Source organism: Escherichia sp. KTE52 (assembly GCF_000408325.1).
GTDB lineage: Bacteria > Pseudomonadota > Gammaproteobacteria > Enterobacterales > Enterobacteriaceae > Escherichia > Escherichia marmotae.
This window is the reverse complement of the sequence record NZ_KE138676.1, coordinates 714,104-731,838: the sequence shown is the minus strand read 5'-3', so window position 1 is coordinate 731,838 and position 17,735 is coordinate 714,104. Positions and strand designations below refer to the sequence as shown.

Annotated in this window: 20 protein-coding genes and 1 pseudogene; 12 read left to right on the top strand and 9 right to left on the bottom strand. The window is 50.5% G+C overall.

The annotated features are described in order from the left end of the window. The 7 genes and pseudogenes from A1SC_RS25740 to gstA form a co-directional block, all read left to right on the top strand. Window positions 1–243 (top strand): annotated as a pseudogene (locus tag A1SC_RS25740) (electron transport complex subunit RsxC); the annotation flags it as partial. Beyond that, window positions 244–1,302, top strand: coding sequence for an electron transport complex subunit RsxD (gene rsxD, locus A1SC_RS17560; protein WP_001516335.1), 1,059 nt, complete (start codon window positions 244–246; stop codon window positions 1,300–1,302). Window positions 1,303–1,305: 3 nt separating this feature from the next. Then, entirely contained in the window at window positions 1,306–1,926 is a 621-nt protein-coding gene (gene rsxG / locus A1SC_RS17565; protein ID WP_000920812.1) for an electron transport complex subunit RsxG, read from the top strand. 3 nt (window positions 1,927–1,929) lie between these two features. Then, a complete protein-coding gene (gene rsxE / locus A1SC_RS17570; RefSeq protein ID WP_001289639.1) occupies window positions 1,930–2,625 on the top strand; it encodes an electron transport complex subunit RsxE in 696 nt (231 codons plus the stop codon). Beyond that, window positions 2,625–3,260 (top strand): endonuclease III, encoded by a 636-nt coding sequence (gene nth / locus A1SC_RS17575; RefSeq protein ID WP_001030339.1) that lies wholly within the window; start codon window positions 2,625–2,627, stop codon window positions 3,258–3,260. Before rsxE ends, nth begins: the two co-directional genes overlap by 1 nt. Window positions 3,261–3,869: 609 nt before the next feature. After that, window positions 3,870–5,372 carry a dipeptide/tripeptide permease DtpA gene (gene dtpA / locus A1SC_RS17580; protein ID WP_000100948.1) on the top strand — a complete coding sequence of 501 codons (1,503 nt, stop codon included), beginning with the start codon at window positions 3,870–3,872 and terminating at the stop codon, window positions 5,370–5,372. A 105-nt stretch (window positions 5,373–5,477) separates the two neighbouring features. Further along, window positions 5,478–6,083, top strand: coding sequence for a glutathione transferase GstA (gene gstA / locus A1SC_RS17585; RefSeq protein ID WP_000765734.1), 606 nt, complete (start codon window positions 5,478–5,480; stop codon window positions 6,081–6,083). A gap of 43 nt (window positions 6,084–6,126) precedes the next feature. Here the strand turns inward: gstA and pdxY are convergent, their stop codons facing one another. The 5 genes from pdxY to anmK form a co-directional block, all read right to left on the bottom strand. Then, window positions 6,127–6,987 (bottom strand): pyridoxal kinase PdxY, encoded by an 861-nt coding sequence (pdxY, locus tag A1SC_RS17590; RefSeq protein ID WP_000789755.1) that lies wholly within the window; start codon window positions 6,985–6,987, stop codon window positions 6,127–6,129. Window positions 6,988–7,047: 60 nt separating this feature from the next. After that, window positions 7,048–8,322, bottom strand: a complete 1,275-nt coding sequence (gene tyrS, locus A1SC_RS17595; protein WP_001516333.1) for a tyrosine--tRNA ligase — start codon at window positions 8,320–8,322, stop codon at window positions 7,048–7,050. A gap of 128 nt (window positions 8,323–8,450) precedes the next feature. Continuing rightward, window positions 8,451–9,107 (bottom strand): pyridoxamine 5'-phosphate oxidase, encoded by a 657-nt coding sequence (gene pdxH, locus A1SC_RS17600; RefSeq protein WP_001282323.1) that lies wholly within the window; start codon window positions 9,105–9,107, stop codon window positions 8,451–8,453. A gap of 58 nt (window positions 9,108–9,165) precedes the next feature. Then, the gene (gene mliC / locus A1SC_RS17605) at window positions 9,166–9,495 is read right to left on the bottom strand and encodes a C-type lysozyme inhibitor (RefSeq protein ID WP_000480882.1); all 330 of its coding nucleotides are present in this window, start codon (window positions 9,493–9,495) and stop codon (window positions 9,166–9,168) included. An 84-nt stretch (window positions 9,496–9,579) separates the two neighbouring features. Then, entirely contained in the window at window positions 9,580–10,701 is a 1,122-nt protein-coding gene (anmK, locus tag A1SC_RS17610) for an anhydro-N-acetylmuramic acid kinase (RefSeq protein WP_016248675.1), read from the bottom strand. Window positions 10,702–10,975: 274 nt separating this feature from the next. Here anmK and slyB point away from each other — a divergent pair, with 274 nt between their 5' ends. Continuing rightward, window positions 10,976–11,443: an outer membrane lipoprotein SlyB gene (slyB, locus tag A1SC_RS17615; protein ID WP_016261992.1), complete on the top strand. Its 468-nt coding sequence runs from the start codon at window positions 10,976–10,978 to the stop codon at window positions 11,441–11,443. A 46-nt stretch (window positions 11,444–11,489) separates the two neighbouring features. On the opposite strand, the gene slyA is transcribed toward slyB, so the two are convergent. Further along, on the bottom strand, window positions 11,490–11,924 hold the full coding sequence (gene slyA, locus A1SC_RS17620) for a transcriptional regulator SlyA (protein ID WP_001516330.1): 435 nt from the start codon (window positions 11,922–11,924) through the stop codon (window positions 11,490–11,492). Between the two features lie 200 nt (window positions 11,925–12,124). On the opposite strand from slyA, the gene A1SC_RS17625 reads away from it, so the two are divergent. Genes A1SC_RS17625 through A1SC_RS17635 form a run of 3 tightly spaced genes read left to right on the top strand, consistent with a single transcriptional unit; the run spans window position 12,125 to window position 15,233 of the window. Beyond that, on the top strand, window positions 12,125–12,361 hold the full coding sequence (locus A1SC_RS17625; RefSeq protein ID WP_000670973.1) for a DUF1656 domain-containing protein: 237 nt from the start codon (window positions 12,125–12,127) through the stop codon (window positions 12,359–12,361). Window positions 12,362–12,363: 2 nt separating this feature from the next. Next, window positions 12,364–13,221: an efflux RND transporter periplasmic adaptor subunit gene (locus A1SC_RS17630; RefSeq protein ID WP_000023825.1), complete on the top strand. Its 858-nt coding sequence runs from the start codon at window positions 12,364–12,366 to the stop codon at window positions 13,219–13,221. Further along, window positions 13,221–15,233: an FUSC family protein gene (locus A1SC_RS17635; RefSeq protein WP_001516329.1), complete on the top strand. Its 2,013-nt coding sequence runs from the start codon at window positions 13,221–13,223 to the stop codon at window positions 15,231–15,233. Before A1SC_RS17630 ends, A1SC_RS17635 begins: the two co-directional genes overlap by 1 nt. Here the strand turns inward: A1SC_RS17635 and sodC are convergent. The 3 genes from sodC to A1SC_RS0121300 all read right to left on the bottom strand — a co-directional run bounded on the left by sodC (window position 15,230) and on the right by A1SC_RS0121300 (window position 17,015). Beyond that, window positions 15,230–15,751, bottom strand: a complete 522-nt coding sequence (sodC, locus tag A1SC_RS17640; protein WP_000819798.1) for a superoxide dismutase [Cu-Zn] SodC — start codon at window positions 15,749–15,751, stop codon at window positions 15,230–15,232. The two genes, A1SC_RS17635 and sodC, sit on opposite strands and share 4 nt — an antisense overlap. Before the next feature lie 79 nt (window positions 15,752–15,830). Continuing rightward, window positions 15,831–16,727, bottom strand: a complete 897-nt coding sequence (locus A1SC_RS17645) for an aldo/keto reductase (protein ID WP_000250649.1) — start codon at window positions 16,725–16,727, stop codon at window positions 15,831–15,833. A gap of 48 nt (window positions 16,728–16,775) precedes the next feature. Next, window positions 16,776–17,015: a DUF1289 domain-containing protein gene (locus A1SC_RS0121300; RefSeq protein ID WP_024191872.1), complete on the bottom strand. Its 240-nt coding sequence runs from the start codon at window positions 17,013–17,015 to the stop codon at window positions 16,776–16,778. A gap of 102 nt (window positions 17,016–17,117) precedes the next feature. Here A1SC_RS0121300 and nemR point away from each other — a divergent pair, with 102 nt between their 5' ends. Then, a complete protein-coding gene (gene nemR / locus A1SC_RS17650) occupies window positions 17,118–17,717 on the top strand; it encodes a DNA-binding transcriptional regulator NemR (protein ID WP_016261991.1) in 600 nt (199 codons plus the stop codon). Window positions 17,718–17,735: the final 18 nt, after the last annotated feature.

Below are 17,735 nucleotides of genomic sequence, written 5' to 3'. Positions count from 1 at the left end.
CGTGCCAAAGCGCGTAAACTGGAACAGCAGCAGGCTAACGCCGAGCCGGAAGAACAGGTTGATCCGCGCAAAGCTGCCGTCGAGGCCGCTATTGCCCGCGCCAAAGCGCGTAAACTGGAACAACAGCAGGCTAACGCCGAGTCAGAAGAACAGGTTGATCCGCGCAAAGCGGCAGTTGCCGCGGCTATTGCCCGCGTTCAGGCAAAAAAAGCCGCCCAGCAAAAGGTTGTAAACGAGGACTAAATGGTATTCAGAATAGCTAGCTCCCCATATACCCATAACCAGCGCCAGACATCGCGCATTATGCTGCTGGTACTGCTCGCAGCCGTGCCTGGAATCGCGGCACAACTGTGGTTTTTTGGCTGGGGCACTCTCGTTCAGATCCTGCTGGCATCGGTCAGTGCATTGTTAGCCGAAGCGCTTGTGCTTAAGCTGCGCAAGCAGTCAGTAGCCGCAACGTTAAAAGATAACTCAGCATTACTAACAGGCTTATTGTTGGCGGTAAGTATTCCACCTCTCGCGCCGTGGTGGATGGTCGTGCTGGGTACGGTGTTTGCGGTGATCATCGCTAAACAGTTGTATGGCGGTCTGGGGCAAAACCCATTCAACCCGGCAATGATTGGTTATGTAGTATTACTGATCTCCTTCCCGGTACAGATGACCAGTTGGTTGCCGCCGCATGAGATTGCGGTCAACATCCCTGGATTTATCGACGCTGTGCAGGTTATCTTCAGCGGCCATACCGTCAGCGGCGGTGATATGAACACGCTACGCTTAGGCATTGATGGTATCAGCCAGGCGACGCCGCTGGATACGTTCAAAACCTCTGTCCGCGCCGGTCATTCAGTTGAGCAAATTATGCAGTATCCGATCTACAGCGGTATTCTGGCAGGCGCTGGCTGGCAATGGGTAAACCTCGCCTGGCTGGTTGGCGGCGTGTGGTTGCTATGGCAGAAAGCGATTCGCTGGCATATTCCCGTCAGCTTCTTAGTGACGCTGGCGCTATGCGCAACGCTGGGCTGGTTGTTCTCACCTGAGACGCTGGCATCACCGCAAATTCATCTGCTGTCTGGCGCGACCATGCTTGGCGCATTCTTTATTCTGACCGATCCGGTGACCGCTTCTACGACTAATCGTGGTCGTCTGATTTTTGGCGCACTGGCGGGCTTATTAGTCTGGTTGATCCGCAGTTTCGGCGGCTATCCTGACGGCGTGGCTTTTGCTGTCCTGCTGGCGAACATCACGGTTCCTCTGATCGATTACTATACGCGTCCGCGCGTTTACGGCCATCGCAAAGGATAAACCATGCTGAAAACTATCCGAAAACACGGTATTACGCTGGCACTGTTTGCCGCCGGTTCAACAGGTTTAACGGCGGCCATCAACCAGATGACCAAAACGACGATTGCTGAACAGGCCAGCCTGCAACAAAAGACGTTATTTGATCAGGTGTTGCCAGCCGAACGCTATAACAATGAGCTGGCACAAAGTTGCTATTTAGTGAATGCGCCTGAGCTGGGTAAAGGTGAACATCGGGTTTACATCGCTAAACAGGATGGCCAGCCGGTAGCTGCCGTTCTGGAAGCGACTGCGCCGGATGGCTATTCAGGCGCGATTCAGCTACTGGTCGGAGCCGATTTTAACGGCACTGTACTTGGCACACGCGTGACAGAACATCACGAAACGCCAGGGCTTGGCGATAAAATCGAACTACGCCTCTCTGACTGGATCACTCATTTTGCGGGTAAAAAAATCAGCACCGCAAATGACGCTCACTGGGCGGTAAAGAAAGATGGCGGTGATTTCGACCAGTTCACCGGCGCGACCATTACGCCTCGCGCGGTGGTGAATGCGGTAAAACGCGCCGGGTTGTACGCCCAAACGTTACCAGAACAACTTTCTCAACTTCCTGCCTGTGGAGAATAGACCGTGAGCGAAATTAAAGACGTTATTGTTCAGGGGTTATGGAAGAACAACTCCGCACTGGTTCAGTTGCTCGGTCTCTGCCCGCTGCTGGCAGTCACGTCAACTGCCACCAACGCACTGGGTTTAGGGCTTGCGACTACGCTGGTGTTGACTCTCACCAACCTGACTATCTCGACGCTGCGTCACTGGACGCCAGCCGAGATCCGTATCCCTATTTACGTGATGATCATCGCCTCGGTGGTCAGTGCCGTACAAATGCTGATCAACGCCTACGCCTTTGGTCTGTATCAATCGTTAGGAATTTTTATTCCGCTGATTGTCACTAACTGTATCGTTGTTGGTCGCGCTGAAGCCTTCGCTGCAAAAAAAGGTCCGGCGCTTTCGGCGCTGGACGGATTTTCGATTGGCATGGGTGCAACCTGCGCAATGTTCGTGCTGGGTTCACTGCGCGAAATTATCGGCAACGGAACGTTATTTGACGGTGCCGATGCGCTGTTGGGTAACTGGGCAAAAGTATTGCGCGTGGAGATCTTCCACACTGATTCCCCTTTCCTGCTCGCAATGTTACCACCAGGGGCATTTATTGGCCTGGGACTGATGCTGGCAGGAAAATACCTGATTGATGAAAAAATGAAAAAGCGCCGCACTGAAGCAGCCGCTGAACGCGAGTTGCAAAACGGTGAAACAGGGAATGTCTGATGAACAAAGCAAAACGACTGGAGATCCTCACCCGCCTGCGTGAGAACAATCCTCATCCCACAACCGAGCTTAATTTCAGTTCGCCTTTTGAATTGCTGATTGCTGTACTACTTTCTGCCCAGGCCACTGATGTCAGCGTTAATAAAGCAACAGCGAAGCTCTACCCGGTAGCCAATACGCCTGCCGCGATGCTCGAACTGGGTGTTGAAGGCGTGAAAACGTATATCAAAACCATTGGGTTATATAACAGCAAAGCGGAAAATATCATCAAGACCTGCCGTATCTTACTGGAGCAGCATAATGGCGAAGTTCCGGAAGATCGCGCTGCGCTGGAAGCATTGCCCGGCGTTGGACGCAAAACAGCTAACGTGGTGTTGAATACCGCTTTCGGCTGGCCGACCATTGCTGTAGATACCCACATTTTCCGTGTCTGCAACCGCACCCAATTTGCTCCCGGGAAAAACGTCGAACAAGTTGAGGAAAAACTGCTAAAAGTAGTTCCTGCAGAATTTAAAGTCGACTGCCATCACTGGTTAATCCTTCACGGGCGTTATACCTGCATTGCCCGCAAACCGCGCTGTGGCTCCTGCATTATTGAAGATCTTTGTGAATACAAAGAGAAAGTTGACATCTGACACAAACAGGTACTGCCGTTTCTTCATCCATTACCGCTACTCATCCTCTTCAAAAACAACTTTCTAACGTTAATGATGCCGCCTCGCTGCGGCATCATTAGGCAATCCGTTTGTGAATAACCAAAAATGCAGGTTAATTGTTTTTTTAATAGCGAAATTTTCTATTCATTTGTGATCGAAATCACACTGATACACAAATGTAAAAATAATGCACCTCAAAAGTTAAATTTGACAAAGCATTGATTCAATCCGACCTGAAACCTACAAAACATTACACTGGCTATTTTTCAGATAATGGACTATCCCACTACATGAAACACCTTATAGCAGAACATATCGCCAAAGAGGAATTATTACCCGGCTCCAGTAGTGAAAAAATCTGCCGTTACGTTTTTTGAAAAATTTAACGCTGGATAACATTTCCCAAAACCGATGAATTCTCCAGGCCAGTTATATGTAACAGATTATTACAAAGGACTTGTCTGAAAGTGCAAGATAGTGAACATTACCTGCCGTTTCCCCTCCCACTATAACAATTGCGCGTATGTTTTTTAGACATCACGCGAGAATGCACCCCCGTTAATATGGGATGTAAAAAAAGAGGTAAAAGTGTCCACTGCAAACCAAAAACCAACAGAAAGCGTTAGTTTGAACGCTTTCAAACAACCGAAGGCGTTCTATCTCATCTTCTCGATTGAGTTATGGGAACGTTTTGGTTATTACGGCCTACAAGGAATTATGGCTGTCTACCTGGTTAAACAACTGGGTATGTCTGAAGCGGATTCAATCACACTTTTCTCTTCCTTTAGTGCCCTGGTTTATGGTCTGGTCGCTATCGGCGGCTGGTTAGGTGACAAGGTACTGGGTACTAAACGCGTCATTATGCTTGGCGCTATCGTGCTGGCGATTGGCTATGCGCTGGTTGCGTGGTCTGGTCACGACGCAGGTATCGTCTATATGGGTATGGCGGCAATTGCTGTCGGTAACGGCCTGTTTAAAGCCAACCCGTCTTCGCTGCTCTCGACTTGCTATGAGAAAAACGACCCGCGTCTGGACGGTGCATTTACCATGTACTACATGTCCGTCAACATCGGTTCTTTCTTCTCTATGATTGCAACCCCGTGGCTGGCGGTTAAATACGGCTGGAGCGTCGCGTTTGCGCTTAGCGTAGTCGGTCTGTTGATCACCATTGTTAACTTTGCCTTCTGCCAGCGCTGGGTTAAACAGTACGGTTCGAAACCTGACTTTGAACCAGTCAACTACCGTAACCTGCTGCTGACCATTATTGGCGTTGTGGCACTGATCGCGGTTGCAACCTGGCTGCTGCACAACCAGGAAGTTGCGCGTATGGCGCTGGGCGTTGTTGCCTTCGGTATCGTTGTTATCTTCGGTAAAGAAGCGTTCGCCATGAAAGGTGCTGCGCGTCGTAAAATGATCGTTGCCTTCATTCTGATGCTTGAAGCAATCATCTTCTTCGTGCTGTACAGCCAGATGCCGACGTCGCTGAACTTCTTTGCGATTCGTAACGTTGAACACTCCATTCTGGGGATGGCGGTTGAACCTGAACAGTATCAGGCGCTGAACCCATTCTGGATCATCATTGGTAGCCCGATTCTGGCCGCTATCTATAACAAGATGGGCGACACTCTGCCGATGCCGACCAAATTTGCAATCGGTATGGTGATGTGTTCCGGCGCATTCCTGATCCTGCCAGTGGGCGCGAAATTCGCATCTGACGCCGGTATCGTTTCTGTAGGCTGGCTGGTAGCAAGCTATGGCCTGCAGAGTATCGGTGAACTGATGATCTCCGGTCTGGGTCTGGCAATGGTTGCTCAGCTCGTTCCTCAGCGTCTGATGGGCTTCATTATGGGTAGCTGGTTCCTGACCACTGCCGGTGCAAACCTGATTGGTGGTTATGTTGCGGGCATGATGGCTGTTCCGGATAACGTAACCGATCCGCTGATGTCGCTGGATGTGTATGGCCGCGTGTTCTTGCAGATTGGTGTCGCCACTGCCGTTATCGCAGTGCTGATGCTGCTGACCGCACCGAAACTGCATCGCATGACTCAGGACGATGCTGCAGACAAAGCAGCGAAAGCTGCCGTAGCATAAATTTCAGGGAAACTCTTTTACAAGCCGCTAACTTTTCGTTAGCGGCTTTTTTTTTATTCAACAACGCACTACCATTCTTTAAACCACAGCCAAAAGGAGTTACCGATGAAACTGTTCTATAAACCGGGCGCCTGCTCTCTTGCTTCCCATATCACCCTGCGTGAGAGCGGAAAGGATTTTACGCTCGTCAGTGTGGATTTGATGAAAAAACGCCTCGAAAATGGTGATGATTACTTTGCCATTAACCCTAAGGGACAGGTTCCTGCGTTACTGCTCGATGATGCCACGCTACTGACAGAAGGCGTGGCGATTATGCAATACCTTGCCGATAGCGTACCCGACCGTCAATTACTGGCTCCGGTAAATAGTATTTCGCGCTATAAAACCATCGAATGGCTGAACTATATTGCCACCGAACTACATAAAGGCTTTACCCCGCTGTTTCACCCGGCTACACCAGAAGAGTTCAAACCGATTGCGCGCGCACAACTGGAGAAAAAACTGCAGTATGTTAACGACGCGCTGAAAGATGAGCACTGGATCTGTGGGCAACGTTTTACTATTGCTGATGCCTACCTGTTTACGGTTCTGCGCTGGGCATACGCGGTGAAACTGAATCTGGAGGGTTTAGAGCACATTGCGGCATTTATGCAACGTATGGCTGAACGTCCGGCGGTGAAAGCTGCGTTGACGGCGGAAGGATTGCAGTAATAGTCATCGTCCCACAGGAAACTGTGGGCCGAAAAGAGGTATTTCAAAGTTTCGTTGCGCTGAAATAATGTTCCGGTTTGGCTATACGATCTTGTGCTGCAACCACCTGCAGCTCATATTCCTGCATTGCTTTGGTGGTCACCATAATTTCGTATACTGCGGCAGTCACATGTTCCAGCGCCTGTTGCAACGTTGCGCCCTGCAACAGTTTCACCAACAGTAAACCGCTCGTCACATCACCAACACCGACCGGCTGACGCATACCAAAATCTACCAGCGGACGGCTGATATGCCAGGCTTCATCGGCAGTAACCAGCAGCATTTCAAAACGATCGCGGCTGTAACCCGCACGCGCCAGGTGTTTAACCAACACAATTTGTGGCCCTTGCGTAATGAGTTCGCGCGCAGCTTTAACGGCTTCTTCGACGGTATGTACCGGATGCTCACAGAGGATTTCCAGCTCCACCAGATTCGGCGCGATGATATCGCTGGCAGGCAGACCGTGACGCACATGAAACTCCGCCACACCCGGCGCGACGATGCAACCTTTTTCAGGATGCCCCATTACCGGATCGCAAAAATATTTCGCCTGTGGATTCGCCGCTTTCACCTGACGGACAATACCGAGGATATGTTCCCCCTGTTCCGCCGACCCCAGATAACCACTGAGTACAGCATCACAGGTATGTAATTTATCGATGGCGGCAATGCCCTGAACAATTTCGGTTAAATGGCTGGGCGGCATTACGCAGCCAGTCCATTTGCCGTATTGGGTGTGATTAGAAAATTGAACGGTATTCAACGGCCAGACATTCGCGCCCAGGCGGCGCATCGGAAACTCTGCCGCACTGTTACCCGCATGACCATAGACAACGTGAGACTGGATAGCGAGAATATTTTTCATCGTGTTCCCTGTATAAAAACCAGGGGAGTGATTTCTCACTCCCCTTTTCCACTTAGTGCATTATTTCCAGCAAATCAGACAGTAATTCTTTTTGCCACGACGCAGTAAGGTATAACGACCAAACAGACGATCTTCTTCTTTAAAGAAGTATTCAGGATCGGACTGTTTTTCACCGTTAATGGTGATGGCATTGGACGCGATAGTTTTACGCGCCTGACCACGGGACGGTTGAAGCTCAGAATCGACCAGTGCCTGCATCAGATCAGCGCCTTTTTCCATCTCAACCATCGGTACGCCGTCCTGCGCTAGCTGTTCGAAGTCCGCTTCACTAAGCGCACTCAAAGAACCGCTGAACAGGCATTCGGTAATACGTTTCGCGGCTTGCAAACCCTCTTCACCGTGAACCAGACGCGTCACCTGCTCCGCCAGTACATACTGGGCGCGTGGTGCTTTACCACTGTTCTTATCTTCCTCTTCGAGGGCATTGATCTCTTCAATGCTCATGAAGGTGAAGAACTTCAGGAAGCGGTAAACGTCGGCATCAGCGGTATTGATCCAGAACTGGTAGAACTTGTACGGACTGGTTTTCTTCGGATCCAGCCATACGGCTCCGCCTTCAGTTTTACCAAACTTAGTGCCGTCAGCTTTGGTGATCAAAGGAACGGTCAGGCCAAACACCTGATTCTGATGCAGACGGCGAGTCAGATCGATACCAGAGGTGATGTTCCCCCACTGGTCAGAACCGCCAATCTGCAACGTCACACCATACTGTTTATTCAGGCAGGCGAAGTCATAGCCCTGCAACAGGTTATAAGAAAACTCGGTGAACGAAATACCTTGATCTTCACGGTTGAGACGCTGCTTAACCGCTTCTTTGTTGATCATCTGGTTAACGGAGAAGTGCTTACCGATATCGCGCAGGAAGGTCAGCACGTTCATATTGCCGAACCAGTCATAGTTGTTCGCGGCGATAGCAGAATTTTCTCCACAGTCGAAATCGAGGAACGGGGCAACCTGCTTGCGGATTTTGTCCACCCACTCCTGAACAGTTTCTTCGGTGTTCAGCTTACGCTCGGCAGCTTTGAAGCTCGGGTCGCCAATCAGACCCGTCGCGCCGCCTACCAGCGCAACCGGCTTGTGGCCCGCTTGCTGGAAGCGTTTCAGGCATAACAATGGAACAAGATGCCCCAAATGCAAGCTGTCAGCGGTAGGATCGAAGCCGCAATAGAGCGCGATCGGGCCTTGCGCCAGTCGCTCTGCTAACGCTTCTTCGTCCGTCACCTGGGCCACCAGCCCCCGCTCTTGCAATTGTTTAATCAAGTTACTGCTTGCCATCAAAATCTCCATGTATATAACGACTGCACCTTTGCCGGTACACGACTTTTCGCCAGATGCGAAAGAGACATAGAATAAAGTGCCGGAATCAGGAGTGCCAGCGATTAAAGCAAGATTTTTGCATCTTTTCAGGGTGCGAGACGATCGATTTTCCACACCTCATTTTCACGCTGGTACAAAAAGCGGTCATGCAGACGATGCTCACCACCCTGCCAGAACTCAACCTGCTCAAGACTGACGCGGAAACCGCCCCAGAAACTCGGTAAAGGGACTTCGCCCTGCTGAAACTTCTGCTTCAGCTCAAGGAATTTACTCTCAAGGATCCCGCGCGCGGAAATACGGCTGGACTGCTTCGATACCCACGCGCCAATCTGGCTGTCACGGGGACGGCTATGAAAATATTTCATCACTTCGAGAGTCGAAAGACGTTCCGCTTTACCGATAACCATCACCTGGCGCTCAAGAGTATGCCAGGGGAAAAGCAGGCTAACGCGCGGATTTTGTTCGATTTGATGCGCTTTGCGACTGCCAAGGTTAGTGTAAAACACCATACCTTTTTCGTCGTAATGTTTGAGTAAAACGATGCGCTGATAAGGCTGACCATGCTCATCAACGGTCGCGACGACCATCGCTGTAGGATCAGCCAACTTAGCTTCACACGCCTGGGAGAGCCAGCGTTCGAAAAGGGTTAATGGATCGGCGGGAAGATCGCGGCGGCGTAAACCGCCTTTGGTGTATTCACGCCGCAGATGCGCGATTTGCTGCAATTCGTCGTTATCAGACATGGTTTTCTTTACGGATTGTCAGTGGGTGACGCTATTGTGCGCCGCCCCTGGAAAAATCTCAACGCTGTGGATTTTGTAACTGACAGTTATTCAAGACAATGCGGTCACGCTTATAGACCGTCGCCTCATTGCCTTTCGACCAGAAAACGTAGATACCGTCGGTATAACGCGCGCCTGATGCTGAAATGCCCTGTTTAAGGTGCAGTAATTGATTGTCGTAGACAAAACTGACTTCCTGACGTGGATTATTCAGTTTTACCGTCAACGGTTTTTCATCACACTGGTATTCCAGCGTATCGGTTTGCATGCGCTCAACCAGTTGATTGAACGCGCTACAGCCGGTGAGAAGCACCGGTAAACAGATCAGTAACAGTTTTTTCATAAACATATCCCGAAGACTTTCCTGGTCCGGAGAGCAAAACGCTCTCCTCAACATCCAAGTGTAACGGCAGAAGCAGTAGGAAAAATTCAGTTAACTCTGATATCGCGGGTTTGCGGGAAAAATTGCGCCCAATACCGTCGCCTCGCTTGCGCCAGTGACCGAGGGCAGATTGCCAGGCAGCCCCGCCAGCGTCCGCCAGGCAAGCCAGGCGAAGGCCAATGCTTCCATGTCATCACCGCTAATGCCGACAGCATCAGTGGTGGTCACTTCCGTTCCTGGCAGCAAGGCAGCAAGTCGCGTCATCACTAATGGATTACGGCTTCCGCCACCACATACCATCAAACGATCACAACCACCACTCAATAACACCTGTTCAGAAATGGTCACTGCTGTCAGTTCCACCAGCGTCGCCTGGACATCGCGCGCATCAACGCCCGGGAATTGACGCAGGTGACGCTCCAGCCAACCGTAGTTAAAGTATTCACGCCCGGTGCTTTTTGGCGCAGACTGGGAAAAATACGCATCACTAAGCATATTTTGCAGCAGAGGGAGAATGACCTTGCCCGCGCGTGCCCACTCAGCGTCTTTATCGTAAGGTTTACCCGCCTGACGCCAGATCCACGCATCCATCAGCATGTTACCCGGTCCGGTATCGTAGCCACCCACCGGTTGCCCAGGAATGAGCAGTGACAAATTGGCAATACCACCAATGTTGAGCACCATACGCCGCTCAGTAGGATGAGCCAGCAATGCATGATGAAACGCTGGCACCAGCGGTGCGCCCTGTCCACCCAGGGCGATATCGCGACGGCGAAAATCCCCGACGACAGTAATTCCAGTGCGCGCCACAATTTGGTTGTTATCCCCAATCTGTAGAGTATGCGGCGCGACGCCCGTGGGTTCGTGCCATACAGTCTGACCGTGACAACCAATAGCAACGATATCTTTCGGCTGCAAATTTTCTTCTTTGAGCAATGCGTTAACGGCATCGGCAAACAGGCGACCAAGTTGAGTATCCAGTTGACCAAACTGCGAAAGTGTAAGCTGCTGTCCCTGGCAAATATCCAGCACCGCTTGTTTAAGTGATGGAGGGATCGGCCAACTCAAACTTGCCAACTGCGCCACCCTGTGTTCATCGATTGTCGCCAGCACAACATCGACACCATCCAGACTAGTGCCTGACATTACGCCAATAAAGCGGCCTGATTTCATAGTTCATCCTTTTTCAACCTGACGTTTGCGCTCCACTCAAACACAAACCTCTCGCGAATTCCATGCATGAGTGCCGATTTTTACCGTTGGTAGGAAAACATTATATTTATATCAATAACTACTATGAATGTTTTGTTTATACTTGGTTAACCGTATTCTAATTATGATTCCATCATGTTTTAGTGGAACATGTAATCATAGTTATACCAATGCCATTTACTTTGGCCATGAGGGATGCTTGTGAGGCGTTTCATGGTAATCAGGAGATTTTTCAATGATTAAGCGCGTACTGGTTGTATCAATGGTCGGTCTGTCTCTTGTCGGTTGTGTCAACAACGATACCCTTTCTGGTGATGTCTATACCGCCTCTGAAGCGAAGCAAGTGCAGAATGTCAGCTATGGCACAATCGTTAATGTACGACAGGTACAAATTCAGGGTGGTGATGATTCCAACGTTATCGGCGCAATTGGCGGTGCGGTTCTCGGTGGCTTCCTTGGAAATACCGTTGGCGGCGGAACCGGGCGTTCTCTGGCTACCGCGGCAGGTGCTATCGCAGGCGGTGTAGCCGGTCAGGGCGTGCAGAGCGCAATAAACAAAACCCAGGGTGTGGAGTTGGAAATTCGTAAAGATGATGGCAACACCATCATGGTGGTACAGAAACAGGGCAATACCCACTACTCTCCGGGACAACGTGTCATTCTGGCCAGCAACGGCAGCCAGGTGACTGTTTCCCCGCGCTAAACACGTTAACGTGTGGTCAGGTAACTGGCCACACGCCTCCTTCATTTCACCCTTTGGCCTGTAACTCTATGATGTTATGCTCAATTTTTACAATGAGCTTAATCAATTGTTCCAGCTCCTCTGCGGAAATCCCATGCAAAATTTCCGCCCGGGTTTTGTTAATCACAGCTTCCATTTCGCTAATCAGCGGCTCCGCCTTTTCCGTCAGTTTAATGCGTTTGGCCCGACGATCACTGGCACAAGTTTGACGCGAAATTAACCCTTTTTCTTCCAGTTGGTCCAACGTACGAACCAGTGAAGGCTGCTCAATGCCGATCGCTTTTGCCAGTTGAATTTGCGACTGGTCTGGAGGTAACTGATGGATATTGTGCAACGTTACCCAATGGGTTTGCGTTAACTCCAGCGGTTTCAGGCGATGGTCTATCAGAGCACGCCATATGCGCACCAACCGTGCCAGATCAGAACCTAGTGGCGATTCCAATTTCATCTCCTTATAATTAGCTTGCTAAGATATTATACAGCTTTTAGAATAGTGTGCAGCAATTGTATTGCTAAAACAAATGTATTGCTGCATTTGCTTACCATCAGACATGCTTTTCAGAAATAGCGAGTAACTTTCTCGCACATAAAGAATATTTATTAATCTAAAGCAATATATTCAGCCGTAAAGGAATCTATTTTGTGAAGTTTATGCATAGTGCAACAGGATTACCCTTACAAGATCTGGTGTTCGGTGCATCCATCTACTTTCCTCCGTTTTTCAAAGCGTTCGCGCTTGGATTTGTCATCTGGCTCGTTATACACCGCCTGCTTCGCGACAAAATCTACGCCGGAGACATCTGGCATCCCTTGTTAATGGATTTGTCGCTGTTTGCGATTTGCGTTTGCTTTGCCCTGGCAATACTGATTGCGTGGTAACTATGTCAATTAAAACCATTAAATATTTCTCAACAATTATTGTAGCGGTTTTTGCAGTTCTTGCCGGATGGTGGCTATGGAACTACTACATGCAGTCCCCCTGGACACGCGACGGAAAAATACGCGCAGAACAGGTTTCTATCACGCCACAGGTGTCTGGACGTATTGTTGAGCTGAATATAAAAGACAACCAGTTGGTTAACGCGGGTGATATTCTGTTCTCTATCGATAAAACGCCCTTTCAGATTGCTGTGCTTAATGCCCAGGCTCAGTTGGCAAAAGCGCAATCTGACCTCGCCAAAGCCAATAATGAAGCTAACCGTCGCCGCCATCTCTCACAAAACTTTATCTCTGCCGAAGAGCTGGATACCGCTAACCTCAATGTTAAAGCGATGCAGGCAAGTGTCGATGCCGCACAAGCAACGCTGAAACAGGCACAATGGCAACTGGCGCAAACGGAAATTCGCGCCCCGGTGAGTGGATGGGTCACTAATCTCACCACCCGCATCGGTGACTACGCCGACACCGGAAAACCACTGTTTGCTCTGGTGGACAGCCACTCGTTTTACGCCATTGGTTATTTTGAAGAAACCAAATTGCGCCATATCCGGGGCGGTGCGCCAGCACAAATTACACTCTACAGCGACAATAAAACGTTACAGGGTCACGTTTCCAGTATTGGTCGGGCGATTTATGATCAGAGTGTGGAAAATGATTCCAGCCTGATTCCCGACGTTAAACCTAACGTTCCCTGGGTTCGTCTCGCCCAACGTGTTCCTGTTCGTTTTGCTCTCGATAACGTCCCCGGCGATGTCACGCTGGTATCCGGCACCACCTGTAGTATCGCTGTAGGCCCGTAATGAACGTACCGCCATGGTCGCTGCACAATTTCCCCTGGTTCAGAGCCACGCTGGCGCAATGGCGTTATGCGTTACGCAACACCATTGCCATGTGTCTGGCGCTGACGGTTGCCTATTATTTAAATCTTGATGAACCTTACTGGGCAATGACCTCGGCGGCGGTGGTCAGCTTCCCCACCGTTGGCGGTGTCATCAGCAAAAGCATGGGACGTATTGCTGGCAGTTTGCTCGGAGCTATCGCGGCACTGATTCTTGCCGGACATACTCTCAACGAGCCGTGGTTTTTTCTGTTGAGCATGTCTGCGTGGCTTGGCTTTTGTACCTGGGCCTGCGCGCATTTCACGAATAACGTGGCCTATGCATTTCAACTGGCGGGCTATACTGCGGCCATTATCGCCTTTCCGATGGTCAATATTACTGAAGCCAGCCAGCTATGGGATATCGCTCAGGCACGTGTTTGTGAAGTGATTGTCGGTATTCTTTGCGGCGGCATGATGATGATGATCCTGCCGAGCAGTTCTGATGCCACCGCTCTTTTAACCGCACTGAAAAACATGCATGCTCGTTTACTGGAGCATGCCAGTTTGCTTTGGCAGCCCGAAACGACCGATGCCATTCGCACAGCACATGAATCGGTAATTGGGCAAATACTGACCATGAATTTGCTGCGTATTCAGGCGTTCTGGAGCCACTATCGTTTCCGCCAGCAAAATGCACGCCTGAATGCGCTACTCCACCAGCAATTACGTATGACCAGCGTCATCTCCAGCCTGCGACGTATGTTGCTCAACTGGCCCTCACCGCCCGGTGCCACACGGGAAATTATCGAACAGTTACTGACGGTGCTCGCCAACTCGCAAACAAATTTTTACACCGTTGCGCGCATTATTGCCCCGCTACGCCCAACCAACTTAGCCGACTACCGGCACGTCGCCTTCTGGCACCGATTACGTTATTTTTGCCACCTTTATCTGCAAAGTAGTCAGGAATTGCATCGCCTGGAAAGCAGCTCAGATGATCATACCAGGCTCCCTCGCGCATCTGGCCTGGCACGTCATACCGATAATGCCGAAGCTATGTGGAGCGGACTGCGTACATTTTGTACATTGATGATGATTGGCGCATGGAGTATTGCCTCGCAATGGGATGCTGGTGCCAATGCATTAACGCTGGCAGCAATTAGTTGCGTACTTTACTCCGCAGTCGCGGCACCGTTTAAGTCGTTGTCGCTACTGATGCGCACGCTGGTATTACTTTCGCTATTCAGTTTTGTGGTTAAGTTTGGCCTGATGGTTCAGATTAGCGATCTGTGGCAATTTTTGCTGTTTCTCTTCCCGCTACTGGCGACAATGCAGCTTCTCAAGTTGCAGATGCCAAAACTGGCCGCGCTGTGGGGACAACTGATTGTATTTATGGGGTCGTTTATCGCTGTCACTAATCCTCCGGTGTATGATTTTGCTGATTTTCTTAACGATAACCTGGCAAAAATCGTTGGCGTGGCGCTGGCATGGTTAGCATTCGCCATTTTGCGACCGGGGTCCGATGCCCGCAAAAGCCGCCGTCATATTCGCGCACTGCGACGGGATTTTGTCGATCAACTTAGCCGTCACCCAACCCTGAGTGAAAGCGAATTTGAATCGCTCACTTATCATCACGTCAGCCAGTTGAGTAACAGCCAGGACGCGCTGGCTCGCCGTTGGTTATTACGCTGGGGCGTGGTGCTGCTGAACTGTTCACATGTTGTCTGGCAATTGCGCGACTGGGAATCACGTTCCGATCCTTTATCGCAGGTGCGAGATAACTGTATTTCATTGTTGCGAGGAGTGATGAGCGAGCGTGGCGTTCAGCAAAAATCACTGGCGGCCACACTTGAAGAGTTACAGCGAATCTGCGACAGCCTTGCCCGCCATCATCAACCCGCTGCCCGTGAGCTGGCGGCGATTGTCTGGCGACTGTACTGCTCGCTTTCGCAACTTGAGCAGGCACCACCACAGGGTACGCTAGCCTCTTAATTAATAACACCACAGGCATAGCGTTCACCGCCGCCGCCCAGCGGTTTTGGTTGATCGGACATATTATCGCCGCCAACGTGGATCATCAGCGCCTTGTCTTTAACTTCGTCGAGTGATTTCAGACGAGGCGCAATGACGGCATCGGTTGCTTTACCGTCATTGTTGACCACCAGCGCAGGCAGATCGCCTAAATGCCCTGCACCTTCTGGCCCTTCATGTTTACCGGTATTTTTGGGATCAAGATGTCCGCCTGCAGATTGCGCCGCAGTAGCTTTGCCATCTTTCGTTGCTGGCTGGCAGCTTCCTTTGGCATGAACATGGAAGCCATGCTCACCGGGCGGTAATGCTTTCAGATCGGGCGAAAATTCCAGACCTTTATCGGTTTCAGTAATCGTTATGCTGCCAATTGACTGCCCAATCCCCTGTGATGTGACGAGGTTCATCTCGACTTTTTCACTGGCGGCTTGCGCGCCGGTCGCAACAACCAGCGTCAGAATAGCCAGACTAAAACGTTTCATAAGACCTCCGCTCAATGTGCATACCTGAATAAGTGTAAACCAGTGACACATATTTGAACGGAGGCGATTCCGAAAGTGCTTACGGGACGTCGTAACCTAATGCCGCTTTACGGATACGGAACCACTGCTGGCGTGTCATTTTCAGGGATTCCGCTTCAACGGCGGCACGCACACGCTCAATTTTACCGGAGCCAATAATCGGCAGCGGCTGCGATGGCAGACGCAATATCCAGGCATAAACCACCTGCTCGATAGAACCCGCGTTTAATTCTTCCGCCACCACAGCAAGTTCATCACGTAGCGGCCTGAAATAATCATCATTAAATAAACGGCCACCGCCAAGACAAGACCAGGCCATCGGGCGAATACGCAGTTGTTGTAGTTGATCGAGCGTACCATCCAGCAACAACGGCTGATGCACCGGAGAAATTTCCACCTGATTAGTGGCAAGAGTAAATGGCAAACGCGATTGCAGCAGGGCAAATTGCGCAGGCGTGAAGTTCGATACGCCAAAATGGCGCACTTTGCCGCTCTGATGCAAATGTTTAAACGCATCCGCCACTTCATCGGCATCCATTAACGGGTCGGGACGGTGGATTAACAGTAAATCCAGATGATCGGTCGCGAGATTAATTAGCGACTGTTCGGCACTTTTAATAATATGGTCGCGATCGGTGATGTAATGACCAATAACGTTTTCTTCACGCGCAGTCGTCGCGATGCCGCATTTGCTGACAATTTCCATCCGTTCACGCAAATGCGGTGCCAGTTTCAGCGCCTCGCCAAATGCCGCTTCGCACTGATAGCCGCCATAAATATCAGCGTGATCCACGGTGGTCACACCGAGATCCAGATGCTCTTCAATAAAACTAACTAACTGGCGTGCGGACATATTCCAGTCCATCAGTCGCCAGTAGCCCATCACAAAACGGGAAAACTCCGGGCCTTGCGGCGCAATAGTAATACGCTGAACCATAATCGCTTCCTCTTATCAGATATGAGAGGAGTATACGCAAGATTGCTCTCAAAAGAGTGATGGTTGCTCTGGTTCGTCTGATGACGTTGGCCTGTTCGCGCGTAATTTACGCATAAGTCGTTGTCGGCAAAGTCGCAGAACCTCCTGTTTTTCACCATCACTCATTTTATTCCAGTTAAAACGCTCATCCCGGCTACGAAAACAGCCACGGCAAAATCCGCGTTCGTCAGACTGGCAAATTCCCCGGCATGGGCTCTGGACGGGAAAGAACTCTAATTGCTCCGCCACCTCGCCCTCCTTATATAAGATTATTACCACTATTGAAGCTGTTAATGCCCAAAGTAGCAACTTTGCTTGCACTAGACCGACCGGTCTACTACACTCAAGCGCATGAACAAACATCCTGAACACGATACTCGCGAACACCTCCTGGCAACCGGAGAGCAACTCTGCCTGCAGCGTGGGTTTACCGGAATGGGGTTAAGCGAATTACTGAAGACCGCCGAAGTGCCAAAAGGGTCTTTCTACCACTACTTTCGTTCTAAAGAGGCGTTTGGTGTTGCCATGCTTGAACGCCATTACGCGGCATACCACCAACGACTGACGGAGTTGCTGCAATCTGGCGAGGGAAATAACCGCGACCGTATTCTGGCCTATTACCAGCAAACGCTGAACCAGTTCTGCCAGCATGGGACGATCAGCGGCTGTCTGACAGTAAAACTTTCTGCTGAAGTGTGCGACCTGTCAGAAGATATGCGCAGCGCGATGGATAAAGGTGCGCGCCAGGTAATCGCTCTGCTCGCCCAGGCGCTGGAAAATGGCCGCGATAGCCACTGTTTAACCTTTTGCGGAGATCCGCTGCAACAGGCGCAAGTTCTCTATGCGCTGTGGCTGGGGGCCAATCTGCAAGCCAAAATTTCGCGCAGCTCCGGGCCTCTGGAAAACGCGCTAACACATGTCAAAACCATTATTGCGACGCCTGCCGTTTAGCAGGCATTTTTTATTTTA